The 20,234-nt window shown below is 62.3% G+C and carries 19 protein-coding genes, 2 tRNA genes and 1 other annotated feature; of the genes, 10 read left to right on the top strand and 11 right to left on the bottom strand.

The features are described from left to right. Nucleotides 1–109 precede the first annotated feature (109 nt). The 4 genes from thrC to ACLHZ1_RS00835 all read right to left on the bottom strand — a co-directional run bounded on the left by thrC (nucleotide 110) and on the right by ACLHZ1_RS00835 (nucleotide 5,780). Nucleotides 110–1,399, bottom strand: a complete 1,290-nt coding sequence (thrC, locus tag ACLHZ1_RS00850) for a threonine synthase (RefSeq protein ID WP_427260559.1) — start codon at nucleotides 1,397–1,399, stop codon at nucleotides 110–112. Beyond that, complete coding sequence (thrB, locus tag ACLHZ1_RS00845) at nucleotides 1,396–2,376, bottom strand: homoserine kinase (protein WP_427260614.1); 981 nt, start codon at nucleotides 2,374–2,376, stop codon at nucleotides 1,396–1,398. Before thrB ends, thrC begins: the two co-directional genes overlap by 4 nt. Nucleotides 2,377–2,389: 13 nt before the next feature. Next, nucleotides 2,390–4,849, bottom strand: coding sequence for a bifunctional aspartate kinase/homoserine dehydrogenase I (gene thrA / locus ACLHZ1_RS00840; RefSeq protein WP_427260558.1), 2,460 nt, complete (start codon nucleotides 4,847–4,849; stop codon nucleotides 2,390–2,392). A 25-nt stretch (nucleotides 4,850–4,874) separates the two neighbouring features. Then, nucleotides 4,875–5,008: a sequence feature (Thr leader region), on the bottom strand. 76 nt (nucleotides 5,009–5,084) lie between these two features. Beyond that, complete coding sequence (locus tag ACLHZ1_RS00835) at nucleotides 5,085–5,780, bottom strand: tRNA/rRNA methyltransferase (protein WP_427260557.1); 696 nt, start codon at nucleotides 5,778–5,780, stop codon at nucleotides 5,085–5,087. Between the two features lie 156 nt (nucleotides 5,781–5,936). Here ACLHZ1_RS00835 and aceK point away from each other — a divergent pair, with 156 nt between their 5' ends. Beyond that, nucleotides 5,937–7,709 (top strand): bifunctional isocitrate dehydrogenase kinase/phosphatase, encoded by a 1,773-nt coding sequence (aceK, locus tag ACLHZ1_RS00830; RefSeq protein ID WP_427260556.1) that lies wholly within the window; start codon nucleotides 5,937–5,939, stop codon nucleotides 7,707–7,709. Between the two features lie 131 nt (nucleotides 7,710–7,840). Here the strand turns inward: aceK and ACLHZ1_RS00825 are convergent, their stop codons facing one another. Further along, the gene (locus ACLHZ1_RS00825) at nucleotides 7,841–8,236 is read right to left on the bottom strand and encodes an META domain-containing protein (protein ID WP_427260555.1); all 396 of its coding nucleotides are present in this window, start codon (nucleotides 8,234–8,236) and stop codon (nucleotides 7,841–7,843) included. A 156-nt stretch (nucleotides 8,237–8,392) separates the two neighbouring features. On the opposite strand from ACLHZ1_RS00825, the gene ACLHZ1_RS00820 reads away from it, so the two are divergent. After that, on the top strand, nucleotides 8,393–8,872 hold the full coding sequence (locus tag ACLHZ1_RS00820) for a hypothetical protein (RefSeq protein ID WP_427260554.1): 480 nt from the start codon (nucleotides 8,393–8,395) through the stop codon (nucleotides 8,870–8,872). A 3-nt stretch (nucleotides 8,873–8,875) separates the two neighbouring features. Here the strand turns inward: ACLHZ1_RS00820 and ACLHZ1_RS00815 are convergent, their stop codons facing one another. Together ACLHZ1_RS00815 and ACLHZ1_RS00810 are read right to left on the bottom strand one after the other, a co-directional pair. Then, nucleotides 8,876–9,355 carry a putative 4-hydroxy-4-methyl-2-oxoglutarate aldolase gene (locus ACLHZ1_RS00815; RefSeq protein WP_427260553.1) on the bottom strand — a complete coding sequence of 160 codons (480 nt, stop codon included), beginning with the start codon at nucleotides 9,353–9,355 and terminating at the stop codon, nucleotides 8,876–8,878. Nucleotides 9,356–9,490: 135 nt separating this feature from the next. Further along, the gene (locus ACLHZ1_RS00810; RefSeq protein ID WP_427260552.1) at nucleotides 9,491–9,892 is read right to left on the bottom strand and encodes a DUF3293 domain-containing protein; all 402 of its coding nucleotides are present in this window, start codon (nucleotides 9,890–9,892) and stop codon (nucleotides 9,491–9,493) included. A 386-nt stretch (nucleotides 9,893–10,278) separates the two neighbouring features. Here ACLHZ1_RS00810 and arcA point away from each other — a divergent pair, with 386 nt between their 5' ends. Further along, nucleotides 10,279–10,998 carry a two-component system response regulator ArcA gene (gene arcA, locus ACLHZ1_RS00805; RefSeq protein WP_041999962.1) on the top strand — a complete coding sequence of 240 codons (720 nt, stop codon included), beginning with the start codon at nucleotides 10,279–10,281 and terminating at the stop codon, nucleotides 10,996–10,998. 144 nt (nucleotides 10,999–11,142) lie between these two features. On the opposite strand, the gene ACLHZ1_RS00800 is transcribed toward arcA, so the two are convergent. Both ACLHZ1_RS00800 and ACLHZ1_RS00795 read right to left on the bottom strand, forming a co-directional pair. Then, nucleotides 11,143–11,217 (bottom strand) — tRNA-Gly (locus tag ACLHZ1_RS00800). A gap of 76 nt (nucleotides 11,218–11,293) precedes the next feature. Continuing rightward, nucleotides 11,294–11,367, bottom strand: a tRNA-Gly gene (locus tag ACLHZ1_RS00795). Between the two features lie 201 nt (nucleotides 11,368–11,568). On the opposite strand from ACLHZ1_RS00795, the gene cydD reads away from it, so the two are divergent. From cydD to ACLHZ1_RS00775, 4 genes are all read left to right on the top strand, one after another. Then, nucleotides 11,569–13,338: a heme ABC transporter permease/ATP-binding protein CydD gene (cydD, locus tag ACLHZ1_RS00790; RefSeq protein WP_427260551.1), complete on the top strand. Its 1,770-nt coding sequence runs from the start codon at nucleotides 11,569–11,571 to the stop codon at nucleotides 13,336–13,338. Beyond that, a complete protein-coding gene (gene cydC, locus ACLHZ1_RS00785) occupies nucleotides 13,331–15,061 on the top strand; it encodes a heme ABC transporter ATP-binding protein/permease CydC (protein WP_427260550.1) in 1,731 nt (576 codons plus the stop codon). Before cydD ends, cydC begins: the two co-directional genes overlap by 8 nt. Before the next feature lie 110 nt (nucleotides 15,062–15,171). Continuing rightward, a complete protein-coding gene (gene rcsF / locus ACLHZ1_RS00780) occupies nucleotides 15,172–15,543 on the top strand; it encodes an Rcs stress response system protein RcsF (protein ID WP_427260549.1) in 372 nt (123 codons plus the stop codon). A 95-nt stretch (nucleotides 15,544–15,638) separates the two neighbouring features. Further along, complete coding sequence (locus ACLHZ1_RS00775) at nucleotides 15,639–15,800, top strand: DUF488 family protein (protein ID WP_427260548.1); 162 nt, start codon at nucleotides 15,639–15,641, stop codon at nucleotides 15,798–15,800. Nucleotides 15,801–15,808: 8 nt separating this feature from the next. On the opposite strand, the gene ACLHZ1_RS00770 is transcribed toward ACLHZ1_RS00775, so the two are convergent. Next, nucleotides 15,809–16,198 (bottom strand): MAPEG family protein, encoded by a 390-nt coding sequence (locus ACLHZ1_RS00770; protein ID WP_427260547.1) that lies wholly within the window; start codon nucleotides 16,196–16,198, stop codon nucleotides 15,809–15,811. A gap of 175 nt (nucleotides 16,199–16,373) precedes the next feature. Here ACLHZ1_RS00770 and tsaA point away from each other — a divergent pair, with 175 nt between their 5' ends. Continuing rightward, nucleotides 16,374–17,078 carry a tRNA (N6-threonylcarbamoyladenosine(37)-N6)-methyltransferase TrmO gene (gene tsaA, locus ACLHZ1_RS00765; protein ID WP_427260546.1) on the top strand — a complete coding sequence of 235 codons (705 nt, stop codon included), beginning with the start codon at nucleotides 16,374–16,376 and terminating at the stop codon, nucleotides 17,076–17,078. A gap of 96 nt (nucleotides 17,079–17,174) precedes the next feature. On the opposite strand, the gene ACLHZ1_RS00760 is transcribed toward tsaA, so the two are convergent. Further along, complete coding sequence (locus ACLHZ1_RS00760) at nucleotides 17,175–18,296, bottom strand: beta-ketoacyl-ACP synthase III (protein WP_427260545.1); 1,122 nt, start codon at nucleotides 18,294–18,296, stop codon at nucleotides 17,175–17,177. Between the two features lie 266 nt (nucleotides 18,297–18,562). Between ACLHZ1_RS00760 and cysK the strand changes: the two genes are divergently transcribed. Next, nucleotides 18,563–19,531, top strand: a complete 969-nt coding sequence (gene cysK / locus ACLHZ1_RS00755; RefSeq protein WP_427260544.1) for a cysteine synthase A — start codon at nucleotides 18,563–18,565, stop codon at nucleotides 19,529–19,531. A gap of 440 nt (nucleotides 19,532–19,971) precedes the next feature. After that, nucleotides 19,972–20,229 carry an HPr family phosphocarrier protein gene (locus ACLHZ1_RS00750; RefSeq protein WP_041999934.1) on the top strand — a complete coding sequence of 86 codons (258 nt, stop codon included), beginning with the start codon at nucleotides 19,972–19,974 and terminating at the stop codon, nucleotides 20,227–20,229. Nucleotides 20,230–20,234 lie beyond the last annotated feature (5 nt).

Genomic DNA, 20,234 nt, shown 5'->3' with positions numbered 1-20,234 from the left:
CATCTTTGCTCCTCGGTGGCTGGCGGGGTGGTTACCCGCCCTATGCCGGAAATAAAAAATCCCCCGCTCTCGTGATAAAAGCGGGGGATCGTCAGCGTCTCATGGCGGCTTAACCGAGCAGGAAGGCCTTGAGGCGGCCAAAGTCTGCGGGCAGTTCGTGGGACAGGAGCGGCAACGCGGCATGCTTGGCAAGCGGTGCTGGCAAAGGCACATCCAGCCCCAGGATCTCGTCCACCGACTCCTTGAACTTGGCGGGATGAGCGGTGCAGAGGAAGACCCCTACTTCGTCTTGCCTAAGCTGCTCGTTCAGCAGATCCCAGGCGATGGCGCCGTGGGGCTCGCACAGGTAATCGAGCTGGTGCAGGCGCTGCAACGCATCCCGAGTCTGGGCATCGTCACGCATCCCTGAGCCCAAGGTTTCCAGCGCCCAGCCGTTGCGGCGGCAAAGCTCTTCCACCCGCGGCCAGTTGTTGGGGCGGCTCACGTCCATGGCGTTGGACAGGGTTGCCACTGTCTGGTGTGGCTCCCACTGACCAGTTTTCAGGTAGCGCGGCACGGTATCGTTGGCGTTGGTGGCGGCGATAAAGCGCTTCACCGGCAGCCCCAGCGCCTTGGCGATGAGACCCGCGGTGAGGTTGCCAAAGTTGCCGGACGGCACGCTGATGACCGCCTTATGGCGCTCGGATTGCGGCAGCTGGGCCAGCGCCTCGAAGTAGTAGCAAACTTGCGCGAGCAATCGGCTGATATTGATGGAGTTGGCGGAGTTCAGGCCAATCGCCTGTTTCAACGCCTCATCGTCGAAGGCATCCTTGACCAGCGCCTGGCAGGCATCGAAGTCGCCGTCGATGGCGAGGGTGCGGATGTTGCCGCCGAGGGTGCAGAACAGCGCCTCCTGCAGCGGGCTTATCTTGCCTTTCGGGTAGAGGATCACCACTTCTATCCCCTCCAGGCCATAGAAGGCGTGAGCCACGGCGGCGCCTGTGTCGCCGGAGGTAGCGGTGAGTATGGTGATCTTGTCATTCTTTTCGGCAGATACGGTCCTGAACGCAGCCAGGCACTGGGCCATAAAGCGGCCGCCGAAGTCCTTGAACGCCAGGGTCGGGCCGTGGAACAGCTCCAGGGCATAGGTGCCATCTTTCAATTTCACCAGAGGTGCCGGGAAGGTAAAGGCGGCGTCGATAAGCTCGCTCACCTTGGCAGCAGGTACTTCGTCACCCAGCAGGTGGCTCAGGATGCGCGCCGAGCGCTCGGCCAGCGGCAGCTCCAGCAGGGCATCCACGTCCGCCAGCGGCTCGAGCTGTTCGGGGAAAAACAGACCCTGCTCGCGGCCCAGCCCCTGACGCACCGCCTGCGCGAAGCTCACCTGTTCACGCTTGTCCTTGATGTTGTAAAGATTCATAGCTCGCTTCCTGTTACCCGTGCCCCGGCCATGTCCAGTTTGCAGACCCGGGCAAATCCATCTTCATTGCGCACGAAGTGCGCTTCCATCCACTCTTTCATCCGCTCGGCCTGGGCCAGATCCTTCATCACCACGAACACGGTGGGACCGGACCCCGAGATGCCGGTGGCCAGGGCCCCGTTCTGGGCCCCCTGGGCCCGCACCTCGTTGAAACCTTCGATGAGCGCCGCGCGATAAGGCTCGGCAATCACGTCTTTCAGGACGCTGGCGGCCAGCCCTTCCTGGCGGCTGTAGCTGGCATGCACAAAGGCGGCCAGCCGGCGACCATAGGTGAGGCAATCCTGGCGGCGATATTGCGCCGGCAGGATAGCGCGGGCGGCGGCGGTGGAGACCACTGTGCCCGGGTAGCAGACCACCCAGTACCACTCGTCAAATACCGGGATGCCCTGGCTGATGACGCCTCCCTCCTCCAGCACCAGCTGCATGCCGCCCAGATAACAGGGGGCCACGTTGTCGTAGTGGACGGAGCCGGAGATCCTGCCCTCCATCTCCCCCATCAAGAGCAGCATATCGTGTTCATTGAGGGGGGCGCCGTGAAAGGCGTTGAGCCCTTCCAGCGCCGCCACCACGCTGCAGGCACTCGACCCCAGGCCCGAGCCCACCGGCAGGTTCTTCTCCAGCACCATTTCCAGCGGCTTGAGTGTGAGGCCGCGCTTCTCCAGCGCCTCGCCATAGGCAAGCCAGCAGTCATGGAGGATGTTCTTTTTCGGGTCATCCGGCAACTTGTGGGCGTAACGGCCCACACAAGAGAGGGCGAAGGGCACCTCTGCCGATCTGACCTGGACGCGATCCCCCAGCAGGGAGCCATCCACGGGGGCGAGCGCCGCCCCCAGTACATCGAAGCCCACGCTCAGGTTGGCGCTGGAGGCCGGGGCATAGGCCACCACGCTGCCGCCCACTTCTACATTCGGGTTCATCGCTGAACTCATGTTACAGCTCCTGCTTCCAGTTCTGGGTGCGCAGCACGTCGGCGAAGACACCGGCGGCAGTCACTTCGGTCCCTGCGCCATAGCCGCGCAGCACCAGGGGGATGGGCTGGTAATAGGTGGAGAAGAAGGCGAGCGCGTTCTCCCCGTCTTTCACCTTGAACAGGGGCTCGTCGGCGCCGACCGCCTTGATGGCGACCTTGCACTTGCCGCCCTCGATGGAGCCCACATAGCGCAGTACCTTGCCTTCACGCTGCGCCGCCGCGAACTGATCGCGGAACCAGCCGTCGGCCTCGGGCAGGCGGGCCATGAAGGCTTCCACATCGCCGCTGACGTCAAAGCCCGGCGGCAACGCCTGCTCCACTTCCACGTCGGACAGTTCCAGCGCCATGCCGGCCTCGCGGGCCAGGATCAAGAGCTTGCGGGCCACGTCCATGCCGTTGAGATCGTCGCGGGGATCCGGCTCGGTGAAGCCGTTGCCACGGGCAATATTGGTCGCCTCGGAGAACGCCATCCCCTCGTCCAGCTTGCCGAAGATAAAGGAGAGCGACCCGGACAGGACGCCGTCGAAGGCGCGCAACTTGTCACCGGCCTTGATAAGGTTCTGCAGGTTCTCGATGACCGGCAGGCCGGCACCGACGTTGGTTTCGTACAGGAACTTGCGACGGGTCTGGCGGGCGGTGCGGCGCAGCGCCTTGTAGTAATCCAGCGACCCGGTATTGGCCTTCTTGTTCGGGGTGACCACGTGGAAACCGGCGGCCAGGAAGTCCGCATACTGGACGGCGACGGCCTCGCTGGAGGTGCAATCGACGATCACCGGGTTGATGAGGTGGCTCTCTTCCACCAGCTTCTTGACCGCCTCCAGGCTGAAGCTGTCGCGGGCCTCCACCAGTTGCTCACGCCAGTTGGCGAGGCTCAGGCCATCCTTGTTGGCGACCATCTGGCGGCTGTTGGCGATGCCGACCACCCGCAGGCCGGTGCCCTGCTCGGCCAGCACCGGCTGCTGGCGGGCGATCTGATCCACCAGGGCCGCACCGACGCCGCCGATGCCGACCACGAAGAGATCGATGAACTGCTGGCTGCCAAAGAAGTTCTGGTGGCACGCCTTGATGGCTTCCGCCACCTTGCCCGAGCGCACGACCGCGGAGATGGAACGCTCGCTCGAGCCTTGCGCGATGGCGACGATATTGATGGAAGCCTGGGCCAGGGAGGTAAAGAAGCGGGCCGCCATCCCCTTGGCCGTGCGCATGCCGTCGCCGATGAGGGAGATGATGGCGAGATCCTGCATGATCTCGAGCGGGTCCAGCAGCTGGTTCTTGAATTCCAGCTCGAACTCGCGCTCCAGCACCTTACGGGTCTTGTCGCAGTCATAGCTGTGGATACAGAAGCTGACGCTGTACTCGGAGGACGACTGGGTGATCAGCACTATGCTGACCCCGGCGCGGGAGACGGCGGAGAAGATGCGACCGGCCATGCCCACCATGCCCTTCATGCCGGGGCCGGAGACGTTGACCATGCACATGCCGGACAAGTCCGAGATGGCCTTCACCTTCAGATCGTCATCCCCCTGCTCGGCGCCGATGAGGGTACCCGGCCCCTGGGGATTGAAGCTGTTCTTGATGAGGCAGGGAATGTGGAACTGGGCCACGGGGGCGATGGTTTTCGGGTGCAGCACCTTGGCACCGAAATAGGATAGCTCCATCGCCTCTTTATAGGAGAGGGTTTTGAGCAGGTAGGCATCCGGCACCAGGCGCGGATCGCAGTTGTAGCAGCCTTCCACGTCGGTCCAGATCTCGCAGCATTCGGCGTCCACGCAGGCAGCCAGCACGGCGGCGGAGTAATCGGAGCCGTTGCGGCCCAGCAGCACGGTTTCGCCCTTGTCGCTGCCGCCGGTGAAGCCCGGCATCAGGTAGAGGCAATCGCTACGCAATCCCTTGGCGGCGAAGCGCACCCGGGAGGCTTCGATGTCCACATGGGCTTCGAGGTAGCCGCCGTCGGTCACCAGCAACTGCTCAGGCACGATGAGATCCAGCTCGAGGCCACGCACCCGCAACAGCTCGTGCATGAAGGCGATGGAGAGGTTCTCTCCCCGGCTCAGGATGTGGGCCTGGACATTGTCCGGGCACTGACCCAGCAGACGAATGCCCTGCATCAGTCGCTCCACCCGATCCAGCTCGGCAGTGAGGCGAGCCTGCAACGCCTTGTCATCCAGCGCCGGATAGGCCGCCTTCAACCCGGCCAGCAGGCGGGAGAAGATACCGTTGATCTCAAACAGGGTATTGCTGGCATCCATGCCGCGGCTGGTCTGCTCCACCAGGGCAACCAGGTGATTGGTCACCTTGGCCGGGGCCGACAGCACCAGGGCCACCTGGGACTGACCATGGGTATTGACCGCGATATCGGCTACCCGCAAGAAACGATCTGCATCGGCCAGTGACGACCCGCCAAACTTCAACACTCTCATTGCTTTCTCTCCCTGTAAATTGCGCAACAAAAAGGCCCGTACTGGGTGGGTACGGGCCTTTTTCTGATTTCTGTGCTTGTTCGTCAGCGCATCAACCGGCCCCAGTCCCACCTGTGGTGGTACCGGTAATAATGGTGGTGGTGATGATGTTGCTGAATAGCGGCATGACGAACACTCTTGAACGAAGCTGGCTTTTAGCAATACCCCGCCGGGCCTTGGGCTGTCAACCTAAACCTCATTGCTCCTTGCGTTCGAAGCGGCGAACAAGGTCTTTGCAGAGCAGATGCAGCATATTCAAATCCCGTTGCGGCAGCATGGGCACCCGGTCCATCACCCATTGATGCAGTTTTTCATCCTGAGAAACACCTAGCTCACCAAGTATTTCTGCTGTTTTGCTCTTTAGCACCCGAACCTGGCCACTGCTATCAATATTTTCTGCTACCGCTTCGGGTTCATCGAGCAGGGGACTCAGTTCGTAGGCATACAGCATGATCGCCTGTCCCAGATTCAAAGAGGGATAACTCACCTTGAGGGGCAGGTAACTGAGCAAGTCGGCCTGGGCGAGCTGCTCGTTGGAGAGGCCCGACTCCTCGCAGCCAAACAGGATGGCGACCCTCTCAAGGGAGGGCTTGGCGCGGATCTGATCGCGCACCTCCCCCGGGGTGAGGTAGTGCTGGTAGCGGCCGCGCTGGCGCGCCGTGGTGGCGATCACCAGGTCCATGTCCGCCAGGGCCTCTGCCAAGGTATCGAACGCCTCGGCATTGACCAGGATCTCCTGGGCGCCGTGGGCGACCCAGCTCGCCTCCTCCACCTGATGGACACGGCTCGCCACGACCCGCATGGCGTCAAAGCCCATGGTCTTCATGGCGCGGGCGGCCGCCCCGACATTCTGTGGGCGGGCGGGCGCCATCAGGACAAAATAGAGCTTCATGGGTACTTCCTCGCGGACAGGGCTGCAAAGGGGCGAAATCTACCGCTTATCCCCGAAAAATGCCACTTGAACAGACGTTTTAATGTTGCCATAGTGGCCGTGAACGTCGGTGAAATCAGGGGCAGATGGGGCCGAACAACCACAAGGAAGGTGGCAATGGAAACAACATTGGAACAGGCGGTGGCGGAGACCATACTGCAGCGGTTCGAGTCATTTTACAGCCGGTTTCTCGAGATAACCCAGGGCAGCAAGAGCCGCTTCGAGAACGGTGACTGGCTCGGCGTCCAGCTCGCGGGGCGCGAGCGGATCAGGCTGTATGACCATCATGTGGGGGCCACCACGGCGCTGATCCGCACCATGATGGGAGAGCAGCTCGCCACCCAGGCACTGCTCAAGCAGGTCAAGAACGCCTTCAGCGATCTGCTGCCGGGCTGCGCCAATTTCGAGGTGGCGGAGTCCTTCTTCAACTCCGTCTACCGGCGCATTTTCCGCCATCGCAACATCCGCGACGAGAATCTCTACATACACCCGTTTCACAGCCGCGGCGAACACCCTGACCTGTCGGCCCATCTGCGCATTTATCCCAGCAGCCAGGCAGACGTGCCCCAGACCCTGCGTCAGCTATTTGCCGATTACCCCTTCACCCTGCCCTTTGAGGACAAGGAGCGCGACCTGGGTTACATCTGCCGCCATCTCCACGACCATGGCCCGGCACAGATGCGTGAGGGCCCCTTCACCCTGGAGCTGCTGCGCGAGGTGTTCTATCGCAACAAGGGGGCCTATCTGGTGGGGCTCGTCAGGGCCGGGGATCGGGTGTTTCCCTTCATTCTGCCGCTGCTGAGCACGGGGCAGAGCATCTATGTGGATACCGTCATCTTCGAGCCCGAGCTCGCCTCCATCGTATTCGGCTTCGCCCGCGCCTACTTCATGGTCTATGCCCCGGAGCCTGCGCTTGTCGTCGCCTTTTTGCGCCAGATCCTGCCCCACAAGCCGGACTATGAACTCTACAACGCCATCGGCTGCCAGAAGCACGGCAAGACGGAGTTCTATCGCCATTACCGCCAGCATCTGGCCATGAGCCGGGATAGCTTCGTCATCGCCCCCGGTATCAAGGGGATGGTGATGAGCGTGTTCACCCTCCCCTCCTACGACGTGGTATTCAAGGTGATCAAGGACGAGTTCACCCCGCCCAAGGATGTGAGTCACGAGCAGGTCAAGGCGAAGTACCGCCTGGTCAAACAGCACGACAGGGTCGGCCGCATGGCCGACACCCAGGAGTTCACCAACTTCGAGTTTCCCCTGGAGAGGATCTCCCCCGAGCTGCTGGACGAGCTGCAACGGGTTGCCCCCTCGGCGCTGACCCTCACCGCCGACAAGCTGGTGATCAAGCACCTCTACACTGAGCGCAAGATGATCCCGCTCAACCTCTATCTGGATCAGGCGGACGAGCAGCAAACCCGGCTGGCACTTGAGGAGTACGGCAACGCCATCCGCCAGCTGGCGGCGGCCAACATCTTCCCCGGCGACATGCTGTTCAAAAATTTCGGGGTGACCCGTCACGGCCGGGTGGTCTTCTACGACTATGACGAGATCTGCTACATGACGGAGTGCAACTTTCGCCAGATCCCGCCGCCACGCTACCCGGAAGATGAACTCAGCGCCGAGCCCTGGTACTCGGTGGCCCCCAACGACATCTTCCCCGAAGAGTTCGCTACCTTCCTGCTGCAAAAGCCCCAGGTGAGAAGCATCATGATGGCGCTGCACAAGGAGCTGTTCGATGCCAACTACTGGAAGATGCTGCAGAGCAATATCAAGGAGGGGATGTTCGAGGATGTCTACCCCTATCGGCGCAAGAAGCGCTTTCGCTACCAGCAAGGAGAGGCAGAGCCAACGGAAGATCCATTCAGGGCGCAGGCGGCCAAGCCCTGAGCCCGAAACTGCAGAGGGGCGCCGCGGCGCCCCTCTCTTTTGCTCTGACCAAAGCCAGCCCTGTCAGCCCAGAGTCATGAAGGCGTCAGGTCGGGTGGCGGACGCGACAGACTCTGACCCGCCATGGCGTGTCACTGGGCCGGTTTGGCCTCGAAGGTGAGCAGGGTCGCCTGGTTCGCATCCTTGAGCACCAGCTGATTGGCGCTGACCTGATAGCTGGCAACCTGACTCAGCTTCTGAAAATAATCCCCCTCCTTGACCATCAGATCCCCCGGGCACATCATGCGGGTTGCCCCCATGCCCGTCAGAGTCAGGGTCTGCTCGTCGAGCTGGGTGATCCCGCCAAAGTAGCGGTTGCACCCGCCCTTGCCGGCGACCTTGCCCTCGGCTACCTGCAGGGTAAAGCCATCGCCATCGGCCCCTTGCAGCTGCCAAGGGTGTGCCTGCAGTTGTGCCGTGTTGGAGCCGGATGTCATGGCGCAGCCTCCCAGGGCCAGGGCGGCCAGCAGCATCAGATTCTTGTTCATGGGATCCCCTCTCGGTTGTGTGCAATAAGATGGACGGCTCTGTTTACCATGCTGAACGCGCAAAGCAAACCCCTTCAATTTTGAATGAGTCCCTTTACAGCATGCTGGCATGTGCCATGCTTGTGATCCTGTTCGGGACCCATGGAGGGGGAATGAATGGCTAACTCACTCATCTGTCTGCTGTTATCTGCCTGTAGCCTCAACTGCATCGCCGCCGACTGGGATTGGTTCGACCAGGATCCCGGTGAGGGGGAAGTCTATCTGAGGAGCTATTCGGGCATACTGCAAGACCCAAGAGGAGATGGCAGAGCAGACCCCTTCGATACCTGGCTTATCAACACGGGTTACCAGTACAACATCATGGATGATGTCACCCTCTTCATGGAAGGGGGGCCGGCCGGCTCGGGCGATACCCGCAAGGCCGGCTTCAACCTGGCCTCAGGATTACGTTACCAGCTCAATCCGCAGATCCATGTCGGCAGCCAGCTCAGTCAGCGCGAACTGGGCAGCGCCACCACCCAGCTCGAACTCAGCAGCCGCCTGCAGCTCCCCTACCTGGCGCTGACCGCCAACTATGGCATCAGCCCCCTCACGGCCGAGCAGTCGCTGAGCATCGGCATGGGTTTTCATTTCTGATTATCAGATGAGGCGGCTGGCACTGACCACGACGCCATTGAGATCGGCATAGACGAAATCCCCAGGCGATATGGTGACCCCGGCAAAATGCAGGACGGCCCCTTCCGTTCCCATGCCGCGTTTCTCGGTTTTGACCGGACAGGCCGCCAGCGCCTTGATGCCGAGCGCCAGTGTGTTGAGGGTGCCCACATCCCGCACGGCGCCATGAATGATGCACCCGGCCCAACCGGATTCGACCGCCTTGATGGCGAGCTGATCCCCGAGCAAGGCGCGCCGCACCGAACCACCGCCATCGATGACCATGACGCGGCCATGGCCGGGCCTGGCCACCAGCTCACGCACCAGGCTGTTGTCCTCGAAGCAGGAGAGGGTCACCGCCTCCCCATAGAAGATGGCGTTGGCGCCAAAGTGTTGAAACAGGGGATCAGCCACTTGCAAGGCATCGCCATGCTCATCGCAAAGATCCGGCAGCAGGTCCAGCATGATTCACTCCTCTCCTTGGATATGATGTTGCTCATTGTTCCATCAAGCGCGGGGATGGACAACCTTGAACGAGTCCTTCTTTCGCAGCAAACTCCTGCTCGCACAGAGTCCCGCCATCCATCCCCCTTGGCGCTGTCACGCCCCCTGCCGCCAGAATGAGGTTATCTCCCCCAGACAGACGACGGGCCCTCCCAGCAAGACGGGTTTCAACCAGAGTTGACCCTGTTCAACCCGATAGAGGGCATTTTGGCCGAAACGCGCCGCCAGGGCATGCCCCTCCTCGGCGGAGCATGTCAGGGCCAGTGACCACTCCTGCCAGTGCATCTCGGGGTCACCGGCCAGGATCGGAAAGCGATGCTCCCACCCGGCGACGGCACGCAGCAGGGCCCGGGTGCGCCGCTCATTGCGTCTCTCCCCCACCGCCCGACTGGCGGGGTTGCAGGCGGTCAGAATGGTGTAACCGGGCCAGGTCGGGGCGGGAAACGGGGCGATAAAGCAGATATTTCTGTAGTTTTCCCACAAAATCATGTCAATCATATGTTACATTTCATTACATAAATAAGTGGCGAAAAGCGGGTCCAGCCCCACTATTATGCTGCCAGGTCAGGGTTTGACCTATATCAAACCAGAGTTAAAAAGTTGCTATCTGACAGCAAAGACTGTTGTTATGCGCCTGTTAACTGATAAAATGCGGCCACTTTACGTAATGGACTACCTTTCCGGCTTCTCTCTCCCGCCAGGGTTGAGAGCCTTCAGATGGCGCAGGGATGTTGGCCAGCATTGATACCAAATTCGTGATTACCCGATCCTAAGCTCATACCCAGGATGACGTAATAAATTTTCAGGCTCCGTCCTAGACGGCTCGGGTAACGCCAAAAGTGTTAAAATTTAGCTAATTAACTGATAAGAATCTGGGAAAACTCATGCAAACACCACATATTCTGATCGTCGAAGACGAGCTGGTTACCCGCAATACCCTCAAAAGCATCTTCGAAGCCGAAGGCTACGTCGTGCTGGAAGCCAACAATGGCGACGAGATGCACCAGGCCCTGACCAGCCATACCATCAATCTGGTGATCATGGACATCAACCTGCCGGGCAAGAATGGCCTGCTGCTGGCGCGCGAATTGCGCGAGGATGACAACATTGCCCTGATGTTCCTGACCGGTCGGGATAATGAGGTGGACAAGATCCTGGGGCTGGAAATTGGTGCTGACGACTATATTACCAAGCCGTTCAACCCCCGCGAGCTGACCATACGGGCCCGCAATCTGCTGAGCCGCACCATGAATGTGCTGCCCGGTGGCGAAGACAAGAAGCAGGTCGAACGCTACCTGTTCAACGGCTGGGCGCTGGACATCAACAGCCGGGCCCTGGTCAGCCCGACCGGCGACATGTTCAAGCTGCCCCGCTCCGAGTTTCGCGCCATGTTGCACTTCTGCGAAAACCCGGGCCAGATCCAGACCCGTGCCGAGCTGCTCAAGAAGATGACAGGGCGTGAGCTCAAGCCCCATGACAGAACCGTGGACGTGACCATACGCCGCATCCGCAAGCACTTCGAGAGCGTGGGGGATACCCCCGAGATCATCGCCACCATCCATGGCGAAGGCTATCGCTTCTGCGGCGAGCTCGAGCAGGAATAAGCGAGCAGACGGATAAGGAAGAGGCGCCCCCCGGCGCCTTTTTGCTGCCCAGGCGCGAGGCAAGACGGATCACCGGTCGCGGCTCAGGCCCGGCAGCCAGGTAACAAAAAGCCCACTCGCAGGAGTGGGCTTTTGCATGAAAGCTGGAGCGGGCAGCGGGAATCGAACCCGCATCATCAGCTTGGAAGGCTGAGGTAATAGCCATTATACGATGCCCGCCTGGCATCAGAGATGATGGGTGCATCAGTCGATGTCACCACGGCTTGGAAGCTCTGGGCTCCACATGCCTTGAATATGGAGCGGGTGATGGGAATCGAACCCACGTATGCAGCTTGGGAAGCTACCGTTCTACCATTGAACTACACCCGCGTCAGGGCCTCTACTATATGCATTTTGTCGCCAAGCGCAATGGCACATTTCCCCTTTTTTACAGTAAATCAAGCTGTTCGACCAACGAATGAGCAGGTCGTTGCTTTTTCCAGCAGCTGGCGTCATCTCCAGAGATCGACAAGGTTGCCAAGGCCAGGGGCCGAGGATAGTCTTGCGCCACTCGAAGCGAGGAAGCTGGTAATGGATAAGAAAACCCAAACACGTCTTTATGGCTGGTTGCGCAAGCAGTCGAGTCACGGCCGCCGCTGGATCGGTCTCTCCATTGTGTGCGGGCTGGGTCAAGGGAGCCTGATGGTCGCTCAGGCCTGGCTGCTGGCCACCCTGCTGCACGGCTTCATCATGGCGGGTACCCGACCCGAGCAACAGATCCCCCTGTTCATCGCTTTGCTGCTGGTCACCCTGGGCAAGGCGCTGCTCGCCTATGGCCGGGAGGTGACCAGCTTCAAGGCTGGCGCCGCCGTGCGCCAGACCATCAGGGATCTGGTACTGACCCGGTTGAGCCGCCTTGGCCCCGCCTACATCCAGCGCCGACCGGCGGGAAGCTGGGCCAGCCTGCTGCTGGAGCAGATAGAGAACATGCAGGAGTTCTTCTCACGCTACCTGCCGCAGATGGCCATCGCCGTCTTCATCCCCGTGCTGATCCTGGTGGCCGTCTTCCCGGTCAACTGGGCCGCCGGCATCATACTGCTCGGTACCGCCCCCCTGATCCCGCTGTTCATGATCCTGGTGGGAGTGGGCGCGGCCGATGCCAACCGGCGCAACTTCCATGCCCTGGCCCGCCTCTCCGGCCACTTCCTCGATCGCCTCAAGGGGCTGCGCACCCTGCAACTCTTCATGCGCACCCAGGCCGAAGGCAAAGAGATTGAAGAGGCATCGGAGGATTTTCGGGTGCGTACCATGGAGGTACTGCGTCTGGCCTTCCTCAGTACGGCGGTGCTGGAGTTCTTCGCCGCCCTGTCGGTGGCACTGGTGGCGGTCTACTTCGGCTTCTCCTATATCGATCACCTCAACTTTGGCAGCTACGGCGTCAAGGTCACCCTGTTTACCGGCCTGTTCGTGCTGTTTCTCGCCCCCGAGTTCTATGCCCCGCTGCGAGAGCTGGGCGCCCACTATCACGCCAAGGCCCAGGCCATCGGCGCCGCCGAACAGCTGCTCGAATTCCTGGAGGCCGAAGTCGCCGAACCCGCCAGCGGCAGCCAGCCCTTTGCGGCCACCCGCCCGATCCGGGTCGAGGCCCGGGGCCTGGAGGTACTGAGTGCCGAGGGCAAGGTGCTGGCCGGTCCCCTCGATTTCACCCTGGCGCCCGGCTCGCGCACCGCCCTGGTCGGGGTCAGCGGGGCGGGCAAGAGCTCCCTGGTCAACGCCCTGCTCGGTTTCGCCCCCTATCGCGGCGAGCTCAAGGTCGATGGCCAGGAGCTGGCCAGCCTGGACATGAGCCAATGGCGTCTGAGCCTGGGCTGGCTCTCCCAGAATCCACAGCTGTTTCATGCCTCCTTGCGCGACAACCTGTTGCTGGCCAGACCGACGGCCAGCGACAGCGAGCTGGAAGAGGCCCTCAAGGGGGCCCAGGCCTGGGAGTTTGCCAGGGAGAAGGGACTCGACTACCCCCTCGGCGATCAGGCCGGTGGTCTCTCCGTCGGTCAGGCCCAGCGCCTGGCCCTGGCCCGTACCCTGCTCAAATCCACCCAGCTGATGGTGCTGGATGAGCCCACAGCTAGCCTGGACAGGCTCTCGGAGCGGGCCATCATGGCGAGCCTGGAGCAGGCGATGGCGGATCAGACCCTGTTGATGATCACCCACAGACTCGATCAGCTCAGCACCATGGATCAGATCCTGGTGCTGGCCGATGGCAACCTGGTCGAACAGGGTCACTATCGCACCCTGAGCGAGGGGCAGGGCCCCTTCGCCCAGCTCTTGTCCCAACGCGCCGGGGGATCTCTCGATGACTGATTTACTGCCGTTTCTGCGTCTTTATCGCCAGCACTGGCTGAGCCTCTCCCTGGGCTTGCTGCTCGCCCTGGTCACCCTGGTGGCCGGCATGGGACTGCTCTCCCTCTCCGGCTGGTTCCTCTCCGCCGCCGCCGTGGCCGGCATGGCGGTCGCCAGCCGCGACACCTTCAATTACATGACCCCGGCCGGTGGGGTGCGTTTTTTCTCCATCGTCCGTACCGCGGGTCGCTGGGGGGAACGAGTGGTCAGCCATGACGCCACCTTCAGGGTGCTGACCCGGCTGCGGGTCTGGTTCTGGCAAAAGCTCTCCCCGCTCTCCACCGGCGCCCTGGCCGGTTTTCGCCAGGCGGATCTGCTCAACCGACTGGTGGCCGACATCGACGCCATGGACCACGTCTACCTGCGCCTGCTCACCCCCATAGGGGCGGCCCTGCTAAGCTGCGCCGGCCTGGTCTTCTTCCTGTCGTTTTTTGACGGCCGCCTCGCCCTGATCCTCGGCGCCATCCTGCTGTTTGGCATGCTGGCCCTGCCCCTGGTGTTCTTCTTCGCCGGCCGCAGCCCAGGCCAGGCCCTCATCGCCGGCAAGGCGCGGCTGCGCACCCGGTTGGTGGATTACCTGGACGGTCAGGCCGAACTGCAGATGTTCGCCGCCGCCCCCCAGTCCCTCGCCGAGCTGCAAGAGGCCGAGCAGGCCCTGATCCGCGCCCAGGCCCGCATGGCACGGGTGAGCGGCCTGGCCAATGCCAGCGTGCAGCTGCTCAGCGGCTGGACCCTGACCCTGATCCTCTGGCTCGCCGGCCATGGGGTGGGGGGCGCGGTGCCGGATCCCAAGACGGCCCTCATGGTGTTCGCGACCCTGGCAAGCTTCGAGGCCCTGCTGCCCCTGGCCGGCGCCTTCCAGCACCTCTCCACCAGCCTGGCCTCGGCCCGCCGCCTCAACGAGATACTGCAAGATGCCCGTCCCCCCGTCTGGGGGCCGCACACCCGGCGCGCCGAAGGGGGGGCCTTGCAGCTGAGCGAACTCCACTTCGCCTACCCGGGCAATTCCCAGCCCGTGCTGCGAGTCTGCTCTCTCACCTTGCAGGCCGGCGAGAAGCTGGCGCTGCTGGGCCAGACAGGTTGCGGCAAATCCACCCTGATGGGGCTGCTGACCCGGGAGTGGACGCCCCAGTCCGGCCAGATCCGGCTGGCCGGGATCCCGCTCACCGACTATAGCGAGGAGGCCCTGCGCGCCTCCCTCTCCGTGGTGAGCCAGCGGGTGCATCTGTTTGCCGCCACCCTGCGAGACAACCTCACCCTGGCGGCGCCCGAGGCCAGCGATGCCCGGCTGACCGAGGTGCTGCAACAGGTCGGCCTCGATACCCTGCTCAAGGATGAGGCCGGTCTGGATGCCTGGCTCGGGGATGGTGGTCGTCCCCTCTCCGGTGGGGAGCGCCGCCGGATCGGCATCGCCCGCGCCCTGCTGCACGATGCCCCGCTCTGGCTGCTGGACGAACCCACCGAAGGCCTCGACAGCCGCACCGAGCGCGACATCATGGCACTGCTGATGAAACTGGGCGCCGATCGGACCATATTGCTCATCTCCCACCGCCTGACGGGTCTGGCGCAGATGGACAGGATAGCCCTGATGGAGGAGGGCCAGATCCGGCTGTGCGCCCCTCACCAGGTCCTGCTGGCGGACGACTACTACCAGAGCCTGCATCGGCGGCTGGCCCCGGCCTGATCGCCATCCACCATGGTCCGGCTCCCCGGGCCGTCAGATAAAATAGGGGCTGGTCGCCGGTGGCGACTGGCCCCTATAATGTCGCCCTCACTGATCAACAAGATGCCCATATGAAACGCCTGATCCTGATGATGCCCCTGCTCGCCTCCGGCTGTGCCAACTTCGCCTTCAACAGCAACCTGGACAAGGAGAACTTCGATGAGTACTTCAAGCCGGGCCGCGTGACCATCTACGATCAGGCCGATCTGGCCGAGCTCAACTACCTCTACCTCGGCACAGTGGAAGGGGAATCCTGCCAGAGCGATGCCAACCAGCCGATCCCCAATGCCGGGGAGGCGCGCACCCTGGCCCGGCGCCGGGCGGCCGACATGGGAGGCAACGGCATCACCATCGACAAGTGCGCCGAGTACAGCGATGTCCCTGGCTGCCTCAAGCAGGTCATCTGCTACGGTCAGGCCCTCAAGGTCGCCGAACAGAAGTAAGTCCCGACCCCGGCCTGGCCGGGGTTTCTGTTTCTTCCTCTCCCCGGATCAGCCCTGTCGCCCCCGGTTGACCCACCCCCACGGCCGGGAGCGGGGTGGAGGCAAGCCGCCCCCAGGCGAGGCAGAGCCTGGCCCTGCTTGCGGCCCCATTCCACCATACGGATTTCGCCATCGGCTGCTACTGCGAGCAGGAGGCCCACTGCCACCGCGCCGTGCTGCGCCAGTTGCTCGTCGCACTGGGGGCCAGCCTGGCCTGATGCCGGGCCTACCAGAGATCGATCAGGGTCAGCAGCAAGATCCCCAGGGCCGCCCCCAGCATGCTGGTGAAGGTGAGCACCATGCCCAGGATCCGGAACCTGAACTCCTCTTTGGGCTGACTGATGCCATAGGCATGCAGGCTGCGGCCACACAGCAGAAGCAGCGACAGCCCGTGCACCAGAAGGACGGGGCCGCCCAGGCCGTCGAGAAAGAGGATGAGCAGCAGGCACAGGGGCACATATTCGGCGAAGTTGCCATGGGCGCGGATGGCGCGGGTGAGCCGCGGCTCCTGCCGGTCCCCCACCGCCACCTGAAGCTGGCGACGCAAGCGCACCACCCTCAGGCTCAGATAGACAAACAGGCAGGCCAGCAGGGCGGCATAGGGGGCGACTATCATAGGGGTTCCTCCAAGATGGGCGGGGACAATCAGTGGCAGCACAGTGGCAGCACTAAAGCCGCGCCGCTCTCCCCTGGCGATGGCGCCCGCTTCGGCCCGGTCATGCCTTTTGCAGGGAACTGTGCTAGATTGCCCCCGATTTTCTACCCTCTCTATTTTGCTTGGGCCGCGCCGCGTGAAATTCGACATCGATACCCTGGGGGTGATCCACTCCCCCTACAAGGAGAAGTTTGCCATCCCTCGCCAGCCCGGCCTGGTCACCGCCAGCCGCGCCCGGCTCGAGTTGCTGCCCCCCTACGATCAGCCCGACGTGCTGCGGGGCATAGAGCAATTCTCCCATCTCTGGCTCAGCTTCGTGTTTCACCAGACCATGGGTCAGGGCTGGCACCCCACGGTGCGCCCGCCGCGCCTGGGTGGCAACGAGCGGGTCGGCGTGTTCGCCACCCGCTCCACCTTTCGCCCCAACCCGCTGGGGCTGTCGGTGGTGGAGCTGCTCGGGGTAGGCCGCGAGCGTGGCAAGTTGTGGCTGGATCTGGGGGCCGTTGATCTGCTGGACGGCACCCCCATCGTCGACATCAAACCCTACATCCCCTACGCAGACAGTCTGCCCCATGCCCGGGGTGGCTTCGCCCCCGAGGCCCCCACCCCGCCGCTTACCGTGCGTTTCAGCCCAGAGGCGGAGCAGCAGCTGCAACCCTGGCGCCAGGCCCACCCCGAGCTGCGCCAGCTGGTGAGCGAGGTGCTGGCCCAGGATCCTCGCCCCGCCTACAAGCAGGGCAAGCCGGACGACAAGGTCTACGGGGTTCGCCTGTTCGAGCTCAATGTGCGCTTTCGCATTCGGGAGCCCGAGTGCGAGGTGCTGGCCATAGAGCCCGCCTGATCCTCTGCGCCGGGTCAGGCTTATCCCACAACACCCCATAGAGAAGGGCTCATAAAGAGCCCTTTTTTGACGTCATCCCGACGGCGAGACGTCCCCTCACCCCCGCTCGAGCAGCAGGCTGCCGATGGAATAACCGGCCCCGAACGAGCAGAGCACGCCGCGGGCACCGCTCGGCAGATCCTGCTGATGCAGATGGAAGGCGATGATGGAGCCGGCCGAGCTGGTGTTGCCGTAACGGTCCAGGATCACCGGGGCCTCCTCCTGGCTGGCGTCGTGGCCCAGCAGCTTGCGGGCGATGAACTGGTTCATGGTGAGGTTGGCCTGATGCAGCCAGAGCCGGCTCAGGCCATCGACTGCCCAGCCCTGGGCGGCCAGCTGCTCGGCTATCTGATCGCACACCAGGGGCAACACCTCCTTGAACACCTTGCGCCCCTGCTGGCGAAACAGCTTGTCATCGGCAAAGCGGGTGCGTGGGCTGAGCCGGTTGAGGAAGCCGAAGTTGTTGCGGATGTTGTTGGAGTATTGGGTGGTCAGCTTGCTGGCCACCAGATGCCAGGGCTTGGCCACCCTGCAATCCTCCGCGCGCTCCAGCAGCACGGCGGTGCAGGCATCGCCGAAGATGAAGTGGCTGTCCCTGTCACGAAAATTGAGGTGGCCCGAGCAGATCTCGGGGTTGACCACCAGCGCCAGTTTCGCCGTGCCCGCCGCCAGCAGATCCGCCGCCGTCTTGATGCCGAAGGTGGCCGAAGAGCAGGCCACGTTCATGTCAAACGCCATGCCGGCCGACCCCAGATAGTGCTGCAGTTCGATGGCGAGCGCCGGGTAGGGACGGGGCATGTTGGAGGCCGCAACCATGACCAGGTCGATCTCCTCGGGCCTGCGCCCGGCCGCGAGCAGCGCCTGCTCGGCGGCGGCGACCGCCATCTCCACCATGATGCTGGGCTGATCGTCGGGGCGCTCCGCCAGCAGCGGCTGCATGATGTCCGGATCCAGCACCCCCTCCTTGCTCATCAGATAGCGGCTCTTGATGCCGGACGCCTTCTCGATGAAGTCGCTGCTGGAGTGCTGCCTGGCCGCGAGCTGACCGGCATCGATGGCGGAGGCGTTTTCCTCGTTGTAGAGATCCACATACTGGTTGAAGGCATCGACCAGCTCCTGGTTGCTGACGGCAAAAGGCGGGGTATAGAGGCCGCTGCCGCTGATCACTATCTGGGTCATCTTTGCTCCTGTGCCGGGTTGGTTCCCGGCTTATCGGGGTCGAGGCGGACGGGACGGCGACAGGCGAGTCGCAGGCCCGCCCCAGCGCCGCCGTGGCCCAAGGGGTCGTTATAACCGGGTACCCGGCATGGGTCGGCGATTAATTCAGATGAGAGGGTATAAACCCTATATCTTGTAATAACATATTGTTATAACAAAACGTCACTTCTCATTCAGGAATCTCAGAGTAATCTTGTTTCATCGCCGTAACAAACAGGGATAGCACCATGAGCAAGATTTTTGAGGACAACAGCCAGACCATAGGTCAGACCCCGCTGGTTCGTCTCAACCGTGTTACCAAGGGCCGCGTGCTGGCCAAGATCGAGAGCCGCAACCCCAGCTTCAGCGTCAAGTGCCGCATCGGCGCCAACCTGATCTGGGATGCCGAGAAACGCGGCGTCCTGACCCAGGGCAAGGAGATCATCGAGCCTACCAGTGGTAACACCGGCATTGCCCTGGCCTTCGTGGCGGCCGCCCGTGGCTATCCCATCACCCTGACCATGCCGGCCACCATGAGCCTGGAGCGTCGCAAGCTGCTCAAGGCCCTGGGTGCCAACCTGGTGCTGACCGAAGGGCCGCTGGGCATGAAGGGTGCCATCGCCAAGGCCAACGAGATCCTCGAATCCGAGCCGGGCAGGTACGTGCTGCTGCAACAGTTCGAAAACCCCGCCAACCCCGAGATCCATGAACAGACCACGGGCCCCGAGATCTGGGACGCCACCGACGGCGAGGTGGATGTGTTCGTAGCGGGGGTCGGCACCGGCGGCACCATCACCGGGGTCTCCCGCTACATCAAGCAGACCAAAGGCAAGGCCATCGTCTCGGTGGCGGTCGAGCCCAGCGAATCCCCCGTCATCAGCCAGAAGCTGGCGGGTGAAGAGATCAAGCCCGGTCCCCACAAGATCCAGGGCATAGGCGCCGGCTTCATCCCGGGCAACCTGGATTTGAGCCTGCTGGACCGCGTCGAGCAGGTGAGCAGCGATGAGGCCATCGAGATGGCTCGCCGCCTGATGGAAGAGGAAGGCATCCTGGCCGGTATCAGCTCCGGCGCCGCCGTGGTGGCCGCCAATCGCCTGGCCGAGTTGCCGGAATTCGCCGGCAAGACCATCGTCGTCGTGCTGCCGAGCGCCGCCGAACGCTACCTCTCCAGCGCCCTGTTCGTCGGCGTATTCAGCGAGCAGGAACTGCAACAGTAAGTGATCTTGGTTTCCATAAAAGTGGCGCCCCGGGTGGGCGCCGTTTTTTTTACGCTAAACTTGTCGCCAAACAGTGCCAGTCGACCCCCTTATTTTTTGGGGTAAAATAACAAGGAGTGCTGCCACAAAAAAAGCAGACATTCTGTGATAAATCTCATATCCTGTGCGGCGTAACGCACCTTTTGCGGGTCAGGTATCACAAAGTAACAAAGTGTTATTTTTCGTTATAAAATAACGAAGAGCCAGATACAGCGCGGCTTGCGACACTTTGTTTCGGGAAACCTGGCAGAGACTGCAAATACTGAACAGAAAGTTGACCTGGATTAAGCTCTTGCGGGTCTGATTTCGTTACTTTACAACATATGCATACTTAAACGGTCGAATAGCGCGGCGTCAAGGCGGCCTGTTGACCATAAAATATCAATAATATGGGGTGAACCATGTACGAGAAGTCTGTTGTTATCACTGCTGAAAACGGCCTGCACACCCGTCCAGCAGCGCAATTCGTAAAAGAAGCCAAAGAATTCCAAAGCGAGATCACTGTGGTCTCCGGTGGCAAGTCCGCCAGCGCCAAGAGCCTGTTCAAGCTGCAGACCCTGGGCCTGACCAAGGGCACCAACGTCACCATCCAGGCCGATGGCCCGGATGCCAAGCAAGCCGTTGACAAACTGGTTGCCCTGATGGACGAGCTGGAGTAATCCGG

Origin of the sequence: Aeromonas sobria (assembly GCF_050266975.1) — a bacterium.
GTDB classification, from domain to species: domain Bacteria; phylum Pseudomonadota; class Gammaproteobacteria; order Enterobacterales; family Aeromonadaceae; genus Aeromonas; species Aeromonas sobria_B.
Note: the sequence above shows the minus strand (reverse complement) of the source record. Positions and strands in the feature narration are given on the sequence as shown.